Source organism: Fodinicola acaciae (assembly GCF_010993745.1).
In the GTDB taxonomy this organism is placed as follows: domain Bacteria; phylum Actinomycetota; class Actinomycetes; order Mycobacteriales; family HKI-0501; genus Fodinicola; species Fodinicola acaciae.
The window spans coordinates 285441-300644 of sequence record NZ_WOTN01000001.1 but is presented as its reverse complement, the minus strand read 5'-3'; the positions used below and the strand labels follow the sequence as shown (position 1 = coordinate 300644).

General features: G+C 64.8%; 6 protein-coding genes and 1 pseudogene. 6 read left to right on the top strand and 1 reads right to left on the bottom strand.

What is annotated here, in order from left to right:
- Window positions 1-370: 370 nt before the first annotated feature.
- The 6 genes and pseudogenes from GNX95_RS43715 to GNX95_RS42930 all read left to right on the top strand — a co-directional run.
- Complete coding sequence (locus GNX95_RS43715) at window positions 371-10693, top strand: LamG-like jellyroll fold domain-containing protein (RefSeq protein WP_163505155.1); 10323 nt, start codon at window positions 371-373, stop codon at window positions 10691-10693.
- A 16-nt stretch (window positions 10694-10709) separates the two neighbouring features.
- Complete coding sequence (locus GNX95_RS01415; protein ID WP_163505154.1) at window positions 10710-11051, top strand: hypothetical protein; 342 nt, start codon at window positions 10710-10712, stop codon at window positions 11049-11051.
- A 242-nt stretch (window positions 11052-11293) separates the two neighbouring features.
- The gene (locus GNX95_RS01410; RefSeq protein ID WP_163505153.1) at window positions 11294-11875 is read left to right on the top strand and encodes an SMI1/KNR4 family protein; all 582 of its coding nucleotides are present in this window, start codon (window positions 11294-11296) and stop codon (window positions 11873-11875) included.
- A gap of 65 nt (window positions 11876-11940) precedes the next feature.
- On the top strand, window positions 11941-12330 hold the full coding sequence (locus GNX95_RS44135; RefSeq protein ID WP_163505152.1) for a scabin-related ADP-ribosyltransferase: 390 nt from the start codon (window positions 11941-11943) through the stop codon (window positions 12328-12330).
- Window positions 12300-12722, top strand: coding sequence for a hypothetical protein (locus GNX95_RS01400; protein ID WP_163504679.1), 423 nt, complete (start codon window positions 12300-12302; stop codon window positions 12720-12722). The genes GNX95_RS44135 and GNX95_RS01400 overlap by 31 nt, the downstream gene beginning before the upstream one ends.
- Window positions 12723-13061: 339 nt before the next feature.
- Window positions 13062-14118, top strand: a pseudogene (locus GNX95_RS42930) (IS3 family transposase); the annotation flags it as partial.
- 198 nt (window positions 14119-14316) lie between these two features.
- Here GNX95_RS42930 and GNX95_RS01385 read toward each other — a convergent pair.
- Window positions 14317-15183, bottom strand: coding sequence for an alpha/beta fold hydrolase (locus tag GNX95_RS01385; protein ID WP_163505149.1), 867 nt, complete (start codon window positions 15181-15183; stop codon window positions 14317-14319).
- Window positions 15184-15204 lie beyond the last annotated feature (21 nt).

Below are 15204 nucleotides of genomic sequence, written 5' to 3'. Positions count from 1 at the left end.
CTCAAGCGTAGCTGCCGAACCACCAACCAACAATCTACATTCATTAAATGTATTGCTAAGTTTTCTTGGTGACCAGTTCTGGCGCGTCTTGGGTGTTTGAGGCCGCGGGACCTCAGCTGTTTTCTCGATTTCTGGGGGAACTTCTTGACGGCGCGTGGTGTGGCGGTTAAGGATTTTGCGGTTGCCTTGGCGTGTGTTGCCCGCCGGTCGGCGACTTTGCGCTTTGGTTTTCTTGGCATTCGGTATGAACGGGGAACGAGGGACGATGTCGGCTCGGCTGCGTGGATTCGGCGTGCATTCCGGTGTCTGGAGGCGTCGAGGGGGCGGACTTCCTCGAGAAAAGGGACGACTGGTGCGTCGCGGCGCACTGATGTTGATTCTGACGTTTCTGGTGACATTTTCCTGGGAGCCGGCGACGGCGTTCGCCGGTCCGGTGTTCCAGCTCCCCGATCTGTCTGCGGCACTGCATTTCCTGGCGGGCGATCCGTCGGCGAAATGGGGTCCGGTGCCGGTGCAGCCGACTGGTACGGCGGCGGGTAAAGCGCATCTGGTTCCCGCGTCGGCAACGAAAGCCGCCGGCGGCAACGGTCGCCGGCCGGGCAGGGGCAGGGGCGAATTGCCGGCGTACGCGAGGCCGGGCAAGCCGACACCGTCCGGGCCGAGTGGAAAGGCGTCGGCTCGGTTCGATGCGAAAACCAGCCAGCGAGTGGCGGCGAAGTCGACCGCAACCTCGACATATTTTCAGAACGCGGACGGCTCCTACACCCGCCGGTTGAGCCAGACCCCGGTGAACTACCGAGACAGTTCGGGTACGTGGCAACCGATCGACACCAGCCTGACCGCGGCCGGTGGCCGTTGGCGGGAGAAAGCCAACGCGATCAGTGTTGATCTTGCCTCGACGGCAACGGATCCAGGCCTGGCGCGGATCGGCCTGAACGGGAAGGGTCTGTCCTACGGCCTGCGGGGCGCGGCGTCGGTGAGGCCGCAGGTGTCAGGTTCGACGGCGACGTACCTGAACGTGCTGCCGGACACGGACCTGCAATTGCACCCGGTCGCCTCGGGGTTGAAGGAGTCCGTTGTTCTGCACGCGGCCACGGCAGCCAGTTCGTGGGTGTTTCCGCTTCATCTGGATGGTCTGACCGCCTCCCAACGCCCGGACGGCTCGATTGTGCTGAACGATTCCTCCGGGAAAGCGATGGGTCGGTTGGTCACGCCGTACGCGTTCGACTCGAAAGTCGATCCGCATTCGGGTGACCCGGCCACGACACATGCGGTGACTTCGCGGCTGACGACGACCGCGGACGGGCAGCAGGCCATCGAGGTCAGTCTTGACCGGAGCTGGTTGACCGACACCAAACGGGTGTTCCCGGTCACCGTGGACCCGTCCTACAACATGTCCTTCTCGGGTGCGGAGTCGACGTACGCCGACACCGACACCCCGGCCGTCGACCATTCGGATGAATTGGTGGTGAAGGTCGGGTCGTTCAACGCTGGTTCTGCCAACCCGTACAAGGCGAACTCGTTCGTCCGCTTCTACACCGGTGACCTGACCGGTTCGCAGGTGAGCGTGTCCTCAGCGACGTTGCACGTGTTCGACACGTGGGCCTATGACTGCAATCCGCACCCGTTCTCGATCGCGCAGGTCACGCAGGCCTGGAACGGCGGTACGGCTGGGGCGTATCCGGGTCCCAGTGTCGGCGGGGCGGTGGGCGGCGCGACGCCGACGGTGCCGCACGCGTGCGCGAATACCGCCGCCGACCGGACGGTCGGTGACTGGGTGGCGGCACCGGTGTCGGCGGGCGTGATCACCGCTTGGGCGGCCAGCGGTGAGCCGGACAACGGGTTGTCGTTGTACGCGTCGACGACGGACAAGACGGCGTGGAAGCAGTTTGACTCTGTCAATTCGGATTTCCCGCCGTATCTGGAGATCACCTACACCGGCACGTTGAACCCGCAGGTCTTCTCCTGGTCGCCGCCGACTGGGTCGTCGGTGACGACGCTGACGCCGGCGCTGGCGGCCACCGGCGAGGTGTCACCCGCGCTGGGTGTCAACCCGAAGTTCCGGTTCCAGGTCTTTAACTCCAACAGCACGTTGATCGCCGACTCGAACGTGCTGACCACCAACCGATGGGCGGTCCCGGCCGGCAAGCTCGCCTGGGGACAGACCTATTACTGGCAGGCGCAAACCTTCGACGGGACGCGATATTCCGCGCCCGGGATCTGGCAGACATTCACCGTCCAGGTGCCACAGCCGCTGGTCACGTCCGCGTTGGCGCAGAACCAGGGCGGGCGCGGATACAGCCCGAACAATGGGAACTACACGACCTCCGCGACCGACGCGCAGGTGACCAGTGTCGGCCCGGAGTTGGCGGTACGCCGCGACTACAACTCACGCGATCCACGTCTGTCCGGCGCGTTCGGCGGCGCCTGGTCCAGTGTCTTCGACGCCAGAGCGGTTGAGCAGCACGATGCCACGAACGCGTTGGCCAGCGTCGACGTGACCTACCCGGAAGGGTCGACGGTCGGGTTCGGCAGGAACGGCGACGGGACGTTTTCGCCACCGTCGGGGCGGTTCGCCACCTTCACCGCGATAACTGGCGGCGGGTACAAGCTCATCGACAAGGACAACACGGCCTACACCTTCACCCAGGCCCTCGGTGGCGGAGCGTACGGCCTTACCTCGATCGCCGACGCGAACAACCGCACCGTGACCTATGCCTGGTCTGGCGGACACGTGGCGACCGCGACCTCGACCGCCTCCGGGCGCGCGCTGCACCTGGCCTGGACGACCCCAGCAGGCGCGTCCAACCCGCACGTCTCGACCGTGACCACCGACCCGACCACCGCCGGCGACAATTCGACCATCCAGACCTGGGCATACAGCTATTCCGGTGACCAGCTGACCCAGGTGTGCTCTCCGGTCGACACGAACGGCTGCACCCGGTACGGCTATCAAACAGCCTCCCAATACCACAATCAGGTCCTGGACATCGGGGCACAGTCGTTCTGGCCGTTGGCCGAGACCTCCGGTACGACCGCGGCCAGTGCGGTGGTTGCCAACGAGGGCAACGACAACGGCACCTACAACAACGTCACCCTGGGCCAGCCCGGCCCGCTGGCCGGCGGATCGGCGACAGCCGCGTCGTTCAACGGCACATCCTCCTACGTCGAATTGCCCAACCAACACCTCTACACCACACCAGCGCTTTCGGTGTCGTTGTGGTTCAAGACAGCAAAGCCACTCGGGGTGCTGTTCTCCGCCTCCGACCAGCTGATCACCAACACAGCCACCGCAGGCAACTTCGCGCCCGCCCTCTACATCGGCAACGACGGCAAGCTGATCGGACGTTTCTGGGAAGGCCTGTCCAACACCGCGATCACCACCCCCACCGCCGTCACGGACAACAACTGGCACCACGTCGTACTGACCGGATCCCTGACCGCGCAGACACTGTGGCTGGACAACACCCAGATCGGCAGCACCGCCGGCCTCGACCCGCAAAGCGGCAGTGGCGTCACACCGCACTTCCTCAAACACAGCTACATCGGCGCCGGATACCTGGGCGGCACCTGGCCCGACCAACCGCACCAGGACGACGGAAAATACGGCGCCTACTACTTCAACGGATCGATCGCCGACGTCGGCCTCTACGCGCAAACGCTGAGCCCACAAATCATCACCGGGCTCTACCAGACGGGCCTGAACCCCGTCTCCCTGCTGACCTCCATCACTCGCCCGTCGGGAAACACCGACGCGAGCGTGTCGTACGACCCGGTGACCGCGACGGTGACGTCGGTGACCGACGACAAGGGTGGGACGTGGAAGATCGCGCCGCCGGTGGTGACGGGGTCGAGCAATGTGTACCGGTCGGCGGTGCTGGGATCCTCACCGGCCACCTATCACCGACTCGGCGAGGCCGCCGGCGGGTCGACCGCCGTCGACGAGCTGAATTCCGGCGACGCGTCCTATCACAATGTGACGTTGGGTGGCGCTGGCCCGTTCTCGGACAAGACCGCCGCAGGTTTCGACGGCACGTCCTCGTTCGTGCAGCTGCCGGCAACGGACAATGTGCAGACCGGGCCGGGGTCGGTGGAATTGTGGTTCCGGATGGCCACCAACAGTACGGCCGGTGGCGTCCTGTTCGACGAACAATCCCTTGACATCACGACCATCACCACGGCGCAGGGCAATTATGTGCCGGCGATGTACGTCGGCACCGACGGGAAGCTGTACGGGAAATTCTGGGACACCAACCACACCTCGGGTGGGATGGTGTCACCGACCCGGGTGAATGACGGATTGTGGCACCACGCCGCGTTGGCCGCCGCCGCCAACGGACAGGTGCTGTATCTGGACGGGCAGAAAATCGGCGCCACGACCGCGGCATTGGTGGCGTCCCCGAGCAATTTCGTGTATGTCGGCGCCGGCGCGTCCGGTTTCACCTGGCCGAACCACCCAACCAACACGCTGGGCTGGTTCCCGGGCTCCATTTCCGATGTCGCGTTCTACCGGACGCAGGTGTCCAGCCAGGAGATCTCCAACCACTATTCCGCCGGCCGGCATTCCGGTGGCCCGTCTCCGGTGCAGACGGTGACGGTGACCGACCCGGGCGGGCGGCCGCAGATCTCCCAGTACGACATCGCCAATGGGATGCGGCTGATCGCCGAGTCCGACGGCACCGGCCGCACCACCACCTACGGGTATGACACCGGCGGGTTCGCGCACACCATCACCGACCCGAACGGGAATGTCACCATCCTCGGCCACGACGTACGCGGCAACGAGGTTTCCCACACGACCTGCCAAAACCAGGCCGCGCAGGTGTGTTCGACGACGTACACGACACATCTTCCGGACAACACCAGCAGCAAACTCACCCCGAGCCCGACCAACGACCTGCAGGCCACCGTCCGCGACGGCCGGTCGGCCAGCGCCACCGACAACACCTACCTCACCTCCTACGGGTACGACGCGGCCGGCAACCGCACCACCGTGACCACCCCACCGGTGGACGGCTACCCGAGCGGCCGTACGACAACGATCTCCTACACCGACGGCACCACGGTCGCCGCCGCGGACAGCGGGTTCGCACCGGCGGGGCTGCCGTACAAGACCGTGTCACCGGCGGGCGCGACGACGTTGGTGTCCTATTTCCACAACGGGGACATCGCCTCGGTCACCGACCCGGCCGGCATGGTCACCTCCTTCACCTACGACGGCCTGGGGCGGATGCTGACCAAGAAGGAGGTCTCCGACACCTACCCCGCCGGTCTGGTCACCGCGTACGCCTACAACGGGATCGGGCAGGTGGTGACCCAGGACGACCCGCCGACCACCAACCGGGTCACCGGCGCGATCCACTCACCGCGGATCACCACCGTCTACGCCCCGGACGGGCAGATGGCGTCGCAGACCACCGCCGACCGCACCGGCGGCGACGCGCCCCGCACCGTACAGGCCACCTACGACGACCACGGCCAGGTGCGCACCAACGTCGACGCGCTGAACAAAACGACCACGTTCGGATACGACCTTTACGGCCACAAAACGTCCGAGACCGACCCCAACGGCGTCACCACCGCCTACACCTACGACGCGGCCGGGCGGCTGCTGACCCAGGTGCTGAAAGGGTTCACCGGCGACCCGAACAATCCCTCCCCGGCGGCCGATCTGGTCGAGTCCTCCCGCGCGTACGACCCGGCCGGGCAGCTGGCGTCGGTGACCGACGCGATGGGCAACAGCACGAACTACACCTACACCGACAACGGCCTGGTCGCCACCATCACCAAACGCGACCCCACCGGCACGAAATCGTTCGTACTGCAGGCAAACACCTACGACGCGGCCGGCAACCCGATCCGGCAGGTCACCAACAACGGCGCCACCACCGCCGCCTCCGTCCTGGACGCCGCCGACCGCGTCACCTCCACCACGGTCGACCCGACCGGCGTCAACCGGACCACCACGATCACCTACGACCCGGACGACCGCCCGCTCAAGAGCGTCGTCCAAGGCGACCCCGTCACCCCACCGGCATCACCCACCACCGGTCCGACAATCACCCGGGCAGCCACTCATGCCGCGGCCGGTACGGCGCCGCGCAGCCTGGTTCCGGGGATTTCCACCACGATGACCTACGACCCGCTGGGGCGGGTCACCAGCCGCGCGGTCGCCGACGATCAGGGTCACTCCTCGAAGGTCAGCTGGACGCTGGATCGGCGCGGGCTGCCCACGACAATGACCGACGCGGACAACAACGTCACCAGCTACGCCTACGACGAAGCTGGCCGGCTCACCACCACCACCGCGCCAACGGTGAACGTCGAAACAGGCGGCGCCGCCGCGACACCAGCGCACCCGGTCACCACCACCGGATACGACACCTTCGGTGGCCCCACCGAGAACGAGGACCCCAACGGCAACGTCACCACCACCGCCTACGACGCCGACGGGCAGAAAGCGTCCGTCACCCAGCCGTCCTACACCCCACCGGGCTCGGACAGCCCGATCACGCCGGTCGCGCGGTGGACCTACGACGATGCCGGCAACATCCTGACCGCCACCGACCCGCTCAACCACATCACGCGCTACGGCTACGACCAGATCGGCGACACCACCAGCATCACCGACCCCCGCGGCGGCATCAGCCGGACCAGCTTCGACACCAACGGGCAGGCGTTGCAAACCACCTCCCCCGGCGGAGCCGTGAAATCGGCGACCTATGACTACCTCGGCCGCCAAGTCACCGCCACCGTCCTGGAGCGCTACCCCACCCCCGCCACCCTCACCTCCACCTCCTCCTACGAGGCGTCGGCGACCAACCCCGGTGGAGCGTTCCTGGCCTCCACCACCACCCCCGCCGGTGCGCGCACCAGCTACGGCTACAACGCCGTCGGTGAAACGATCTCCACCACCGACCCCTCCGGCGCCACCACCCACGCCGAATACGACGGTTTCGGCCGCACCATCGCCACCACCCTGGCCGACGGCCGATCCACCCGCACCAGCTACGACCACCTCGGCGACCCGCTGCAAGTGCAGCAACTCGACACCGACAACACGGTGCTGACCACCACCTCAGCGACCTACAACGGCAGCGGCCACCTCACCTCCACCACCGACGCCCGCGGGCACACCTCACAATTCACCATCGACCCCAGCGGCCTGGTCACCCAAGAAATCCAACCCGTCGACGCGAACACCTCGATCACGACAACGTTCGGATACGACGCGGCCGGGCACCGCACCCGGTTCACCGACGGGCGCGGCAACTCCTGGCTCTACACCTACAACTCCCTGAACCTGCCCGCGTCCACCATCGAACCAGCGACCACCACCTACACCAGCGCCGCCGACCGGACCACCACCACCAGCTACGACGCCAACGGCCGGGTCACCAGACGCGTCGCACCCGGCGGCGTCAGCGTCGCCGGCAGCTACGACGACAACGGCAACCTCACCGGACAAACCGGCAACCGCGCCGAAGCCGTCACCGCCGACCGCTCCTTCACCTACGACCCCGACGGGCGGATGCTCACCGCCAACACCGCCGCCGCCGGAGACCAAGGCCCCACCGGCCCCGCCGTACCCGCCACCAACACCACCTTCACCTACAACGACCGCGGCGACCTGCTCACCGCCACCGGCACCGGCGGCGCCAGCTCCTTCACCTACAACACCGACGGACTCCTCACCACCCGCACCGACGCCGCCGGCACCGCCACCTACGGCTACGACAACGCCGACCGCGTCTCGGCCATCACCGACCCCATCACCGGCACCCAACTGTCCATCGCCTACAACACCCTCTCCCAACCCGCCACCATCCACTACGGACAGACCGGTGACGTACGCACCTTCGGCTACGACCACCTGCACCGCCTCGCCACCGACACCCTCACCACCAGCACCTCCGCCGCCTCCGCCACTGTCGCGTCCATTTCCTACGGATACGACGAAAACGGGAACCTGACCAGCAAAAACACCACCGGATTCGGCGCCGCGGGCACAACCGCGAACAACACCTACACCTACGACGACGCGAACCGGCTCACCTCCTGGAACAACGGCACCACCACCACGCCGTACGAATACGACGCCTCCGGCAACCGCACCCGCGTCGGCGCGAACGTCTACACCTACAACGCCCGCGACGAACTCACCAGCGACGGCAACATCAGCTACACCTACAGCGCCCGCGGAACCCTCACCAAACAAACCAACTCAGCCGGCACGGCCACCTCCACCACCGACGCGTACGGACAACAAGCCACCCAAGGCGTCATCGGCGGCACCACCCAGACCTACCTCTCCGACGCCCTCGGCCGCGTCGTGCACAGCCAAGCCACCGACGGCACCACCCGCACCTTCGCCTTCAGCGGCGCCGGCAACGACCTCGCCTCCGACGGTGCCCACACCTACAGCCGCGGCCCCGACGGATCACTGCTGGCCATCGGGACCCCCACCACACCCCACAACCCCACCAGCAGCAGCCGCGTCGTCGGCGCGCGCGCACCAGACAACAACGCCTCCGGAAGCAGCGGCGGCGTCCTCGCCTTCACCGACGCCCACGACGACGTCGTCGGCAACTTCACCGCCGACTCCGCCGCCCTGACCGGAAACAGCGTCTACGACCCACTCGGGAACATCACCGCCAGCACTGGCATGGCCGGCAACCTCGGATTCCAATCCGGCTGGACCGACACGACCACCGGCAAAGTCAACATGGCCACCCGCTGGTACAACCCCGCCACCGGATCCTTCATGAACAAGGACTCCGTCGCCCTCAACCCCGTACCCCAATCGGTATCGGCCAACCCGTTCGCCTACGTCAACGACAACCCACTCGCCGGCAACGACCCCACCGGCCAATGCTCCTGGTGGGACCTGGTATGCGGCGCCAAAGCCGTCGTCTCCACCGGCGTACACCTCTACAACCGATACGTCGCACCCGTCGTCAACTACGTCTACAACAACTACATCAAGCCCGCCGCCAACTTCCTCTACAACCACCTCGTACGCCCCATCGTCAACTACGCCGTACACACCTACAACTCCGTCTCCCACTTCATCAACGACGCCTACAACCAAGCCAAAAGAGCCGCCGCCCGCGCCAAACAACTCGCGCTGGAAGCCGCCGCCCGCGTCAAACGAATAGCCATCGAGACCTACCAACGCGCACGAGCGCAGGCCGCCAAAGCCGCGACCGTACTCGCCCACGCCGCCCAAACCGTCGGCACCTTCATCAAAGCCCACGCCGCCACCATCGCCTCCGTCGTCGCTTCCACCGTCGTCTTCGCCGGCTGCGAAGCAGTCCTCGGCGCCATGACCGGCGGCGTCGGCGCCATCCCCGGCGCGATCCTGTGCGGCGGCATCTCCGGCGCCGTCGGCGGCCTGGTCGAACAAGGCGTCAACTGCATGCAAGGCCAAAAAGGCGGCTGCAGCGGCGCAGCATTCGGCAAAGCCGCACTCATGGGCGGCCTCACCGGCGCCATCGGCGGCGTCGCCGGCGCACTCGGCGGCAAACTCGCCTCCGCCGTCCTGGGCAAAGTCCTGCCCAAACTCGTCACCGAAGTCGTCGGCGGAGCCGCCGGAGGCGCCGCCGGCGGAGCAACCACCAGCGCCGTCTCCTACGGCATGGGCTGTCGCGAATCCGCCGCCGGCTGCACCTGGTCAGGCCTCGGCCACGCCGCCCTCTCCGGCGCCGAAACCGGAGCCGCCTTCGGCGCCGCCGGAGCCGCCGGATCCCGCCTCGGCCAAGCCTTCCGCACCTTCCGCACCACCCGCAACGCACCCAAAGAATCCACACCAGCACCCACCACCGAACCCGCACCACCAGAGTCCGCACCCAACAAGCCTGCGCGATCCGAGGAATCGACCGGCTGTCCGCACAGCTTCGTCGCCAGCACTCCAGTCCTGATGGCCAACGGCTCAACCAAGCCCATCGCCGACATCAAAGCCGGCGACAAAATCACCAACGCCGTACCCGGCAGCTCGAAAACCCAGACCCACACCGTCGGCCACGTCATCATCACCACAACCGACCACGACTTCGTCAACCTCACCATCGCCACCCTCGACAACACCGGCCACCCCGCCGCAGTCGCCACCATCACCACCACCGCACACCACCCCTTCTACGACACCACCCACAACGCCTTCATCGACGCCGCCCAACTCCACGAAGGCGACCACCTCCAAACCACCACCAACACAGCTGTCGTCCTGGCCGTAAACAGGCACCACGGCACTGCAACCACCTACGACCTCACCATCCCCGACCTCCACACCTACTACGTCCTCGTGGGGTCGGCAGCGGCTCTCGTCCACAACTGCGACGACCCACGTGTCTTTGAAAACACCATTCCGAGCGATCGTCCTGGATTCGCGAAGACGTTCACACCAAAGACGCTTCAACGCAGGTCAGGCAAGTTCGGGTACGTCGTCAAACAAGACGGGCAGCTACTCCTTGGCCGTCTTACGGACGGGCATGTTAGTATCGCCGGCGGCGACGCCGTTATGGCCGCCGGTGAGGTACATCTACGAAGTGGTCGAATTCTTGAAATCAACAACGCATCCGGACATTACAGACCGTACGGCCAGTATCAGCAGAGTGCTGCAGAATCAGCTTTCCGAGATGCCGGGTGGGAGGTGACCAATCAATATGTCGAACGGTGGCCAGGAGCGGAGTGAGACCTGCCATCATATAATGGACAAGATCGATTTCATTTTGCGCGTGGCTCCAATCGCGGACGGCGTTGACGAGATCGAGCCCCTCCTTAGCGACCTCCTCGACCACCTCATCGCGAGCCCCTTCTGTCGACCACAGTTAGCGGTCAAATTCGAAAAGATATTAGATGATCTACCCGTCGGGGCAGTCGAGATTCTCACATATTGCCTTCACACTCTCCGATGGGCAGAGATTCTTGCGTATACTGAAATGGTTTTGGATGCCGAAGTCGACATGACAAGACGCCAATTATATAAAGGCATCTTAGACGCCTTTAATGATGCCTGGCTGGATAAGCGCCTTTACATTCGTTATAGCTAGATCTGCCATCATCGCCGAATTTTCCAAGCTGACACAGCGGCCCACGGCAACGCTCTCCAGCTCGACGCAATGGCACCTGACGACATCACAAAAGACCATCCGCCAGATACCTGGATTGCCCTCCATGACTCGACTTCAGCCGAATTCGCGCCGACTATGATCTCGACCGAATGAGCTGATCACGAAGGGCTCGTCGAAGATCCGGCGAGGGACGTTCTCTTCCATGGAAGGAATCCGTCCTGATGTCAGAGCTGGTCGAGTTCGGCGACTTTGCCCAGGTAGAGGTGCTGCTCCGTGCCGGTATCAAGCTCAAGTTTGAGCTCCTCGCATTAGCCAACGGTTTCTATGCCTTCGAGTCCGCCCTCCACGTATTCCCATCCGGGCTTGGTGGTGACCACATCAACATCGAGACCTGGAACGGCCCGGACCTGTGGCGTGGCCTCTTCCAAGGAATGGCTGATCACATTCTTTTCTTCGCCGAAGACATATTCGGTGAGCAATTTGGAATCAAAAACAACAAGATTTGCTCATTCAATCCAGAAACCGGCGAGACGGAGGAAATCGCGTCCTCATTGGAGGAATGGGCCGAATCCATCCTTGCTGACTACAACATGATGACAGGGTACTCACTTGGCAGCGAGTGGCAACGAGTGAACGGCTCGTTGCCTTTCAATCAAAGACTCCTCCCGAAAATTCCATTCATTCTCAACGGGATTACTCAGTCGAAAACCTCCACGCAGTGGACGCAGTGGAAGGCATGCGATTCCGCAGTTCAATCGCGACACAGATCCGCAACCTTCCTGACGGCAGCAGAATCAGGCTAGAGGTGACTGACTGACCGGTCGAACTTCCCGGGCATGACCTGCCCGCTCAGCCAGCCCACGTCGCCATGCACCACTCAACGTCGCCAGCACACCAGGCCTCTGCGGGGACACCCACCATCCTTGTCCACACGAGGGGGCCAGACGAGATCTTTGAGAAGGGGTTCGAGCCCTGGGGCAACGACATGGATCTGATGGGTCATGCGACGGGCGAAAATTACGCCACCAGCGGCTATGTCTCAACATCTTTGGATCGAACGGTCGCGGAAGGTTTCGGGCCCAATGTGTATGCGATCCGGACCGGCAAGGGCGTCGAGGTGAATCGAGTGCTCGGTAGCAAGTCTCCATTCCCACGTGAGGCTGAGATCGCGGTACCGGGCGGTGTTCGTCCGGGTTGCATTTTAGGCTGTACGCTGCCATCAGGCAGATGGATTCCGAATCCGGGGTATGGGAGATGACGTTCGAGAAGGCCCGCGTGCCGGTTAGGGGTTCGTCACTTTTTCACGACGCGCAGCTGATGTTTTCCGTCGCTCCACCGTGGCAGCTGGAGGTCTGGCTTGACGACGGCACGGTAGTGGCTGCGCAGGAGAACGACTTGTTTGAATGCCTTGTGGTCGTCCGGCGACAACTAGAGCTACGAGGAATATCACTGTGTTGTGAAGGCGCTCGGAGTGACGTATTCCCGTCAGGGATGGCGCGTCAGATGGGCGGCGGCCGAAAGGCGTACCGGCACTTTGCCGCCGGCGAGCAGCGTCCACAACTCGTCGACATCTTCGCATCGACCGATTGTTCCAAAATTTGCAGAGTCGACGAGCAGCTTGAGTCTGTGAGGAAGCTTCGCCATGGCTGAGCCGCGCAAACCGAAACCACAACTCGTGGAAGAAGCTCGACGTGTGCCGGGCGGCTGGGTTTATGAGATAGACGGTGATTTTCAGCCCGACCAGCGGGTTCCCCCAGAGGCAATCATCGGCGCGTGGAAGGTCGATGAGAATGGCATGTTGACAGGCGAGTACCGGCCCAACCCACGCCACGTAGGGTAACGGTTTGCTGCGGTGCCGGTGGGTGGCGTCGACATGCATTCACCGAAAGTGACGCTCGTGTGCGTTGGCGAACCTGGGTGTTTGTGTGGGTTGTCGTTGAACCCGCCCCGGGTTTCGTGCACATCTCCCAAGGTGGGGAGGATGGCGCGATGCCGAGGTTTGATGGTGAGACGCGGGCGAAGGCGGTTCGTCTGGTTCGTGATCATGTGGATGACTATGGGTCGGAGTGGGCTGCGATGAAGGCGGTGTCGGCTCGGCTGGGGATGAGTACGGAGACGTTGCGTAAGTGGGTTCGTCAGCCTGAGGTGGACGCGGGTCTGGCGGCGGGTGTGCCGACCGAGTCGGCGCAGCAGATCCGTGATTTGAAGCGGAAGTGCGCGGAGCTGGAGCGCACGGTCGAGGTGTTGAAGGCGGCGTCGGCTTTCTTTGCGCGGGAGTGCGACCCGATGTACCGCTGATCTCCGGGTTTATCGACGAGCACCGGCAGGAGTTCGGGGTCGTACCGATCACACGCGCGCTTGCTGCGCTGGGCGTGCCGATCGCCCCGCGTACCTACTGGGCGTATGTGGCCCGGGCGCCGTCGAAACGGGCGTTGTGGGACACCACGATCACCGAGTTGCTGTCCGGCTACTACCAACCGGACCAGCCGGACCAGCCGGACCAGCCGGACCAGCCGGACCAGGCTGGGCACCGGCCGCCGGAGGCGCTGTATGGGAGTCTGAAGATGTGGGCTCATCTGCACCGCCAGGGGGTGCCGGTGGCGCGTTGCACGGTGGAGCGGTTGATGCGCGAGAACGGCTGGCGGGGTGTCACCCGAGGCCGCCGGATCCGTAACACGGTCGCCGATCCGGCCGCGACGCGCGCCCCGGACCTGGTCAAACGGTGCTTCACCACGGACCGGCCGGACGCGCTGTGGGTGGCCGACTTCACCTACGTGCCGATGGAGGGCGGCTGGTTCAGCCACACCGCGTTCGCCATCGACGCGTTCGCCGGACTGATCGTGGCTGGGAGTGCGCGACCACCAAGCACGTCCGGTTCGTCCAGTCCGCGATCCGCCAAGCTGCCGCCTACCGGCGCCGTCAGGGCCGGCCGCTGCCTGGGGACACCGTCCACCACTCCGACGCCGGTAGCCAGTACACCGCCGTACGGTTCGGCGAGACCCTCGATGGCTGTGTCAACGCAAGCCGGCCCCAGGGTGACGGGGTTATCCGGCCCCACTTGCGGCGGTGATCAGGAGCCGGTTCGGGATTGTGGCGACTGCCGGGCGGTAGGGTGTCGTGGTGCGGCGGGTGTGTTTGTTGATGGACGGCCGCAACTGCGGTGATCAAGTCGTCGAGCTGTTCGCCGGCGTCGCACAATCCGTCGGCGGCGTACTGGCCGGCACCTTCGGCCGCCGCCGATCTTTTATCGCGTACGACTCAAGTAAACACTGATGGCTTCGGCAATCTGCTGCGGTTGCTCGGCCGGAACCATGTGTTCGGAGTCGGCGTCCTCGAAACGACCGCCGACACTTTCCACGTATTGCCGCTGATGTTCGCGGGTCTGCGCGTGATCGCGCGCTCGGCGTTTGCTGGCCCGGGCCGCCGAAATCAGCACGACCTGGCATGCCGGCGGTTCCGGCGGCCGGCGCCGGAAATCGGAGACACCTTTCGCGAGTGCCGCCAGTTCGTGGCGCATCTGGGTGATTCCGGCCGGCGCGAAATCCTCGGCCAGCATCGTCTCAAAAGTAGCGCGTGGAAACACGTGCCGATACGGTCGGGCCGCGAGCTTGACCAGCCAGCGAAGATGGCTCAGTGGCTGCTGAATGCGCAGCGCGCCGTCGATTTTCTTCGCGGCAGGACCATAATCGTCGTACTGCGGAGCGGTTTCCACGGTCGGGTCGACCAGAACGAGCCCGGTCAGCCGGCCGGACAGCTTCTCGGCCGCACGCCGCGCGACCAGCCCACCCATGCTGTGCGCGACCAGGACAAGCCGGCCGGAGACGACGGTTTCCACCAGTTCGACCAGCGTGGCGGCCATCTCGTCGATGTCCTGCGGCCGCGGCGGCCGGCCGCTGCGTCCCCGACCGGCGCGGTCGTACGTGACCGTGTGCGCGCCGGCCCGCAGCAACGGCGTGACCAGATCCCACATCGCGCGGCCGGCACCCATCCCGGACTCGAAGACCACCCAGTCATCGCCGTTTCCGGACTCCTCCAGGTAAATCTCGGTTCCGCGCAGCGCGACGTGACGGCCCGGCACGCCTCGCATCTCGTTGACATCATCACGACTCATTATGGTGTCATGATGACATCA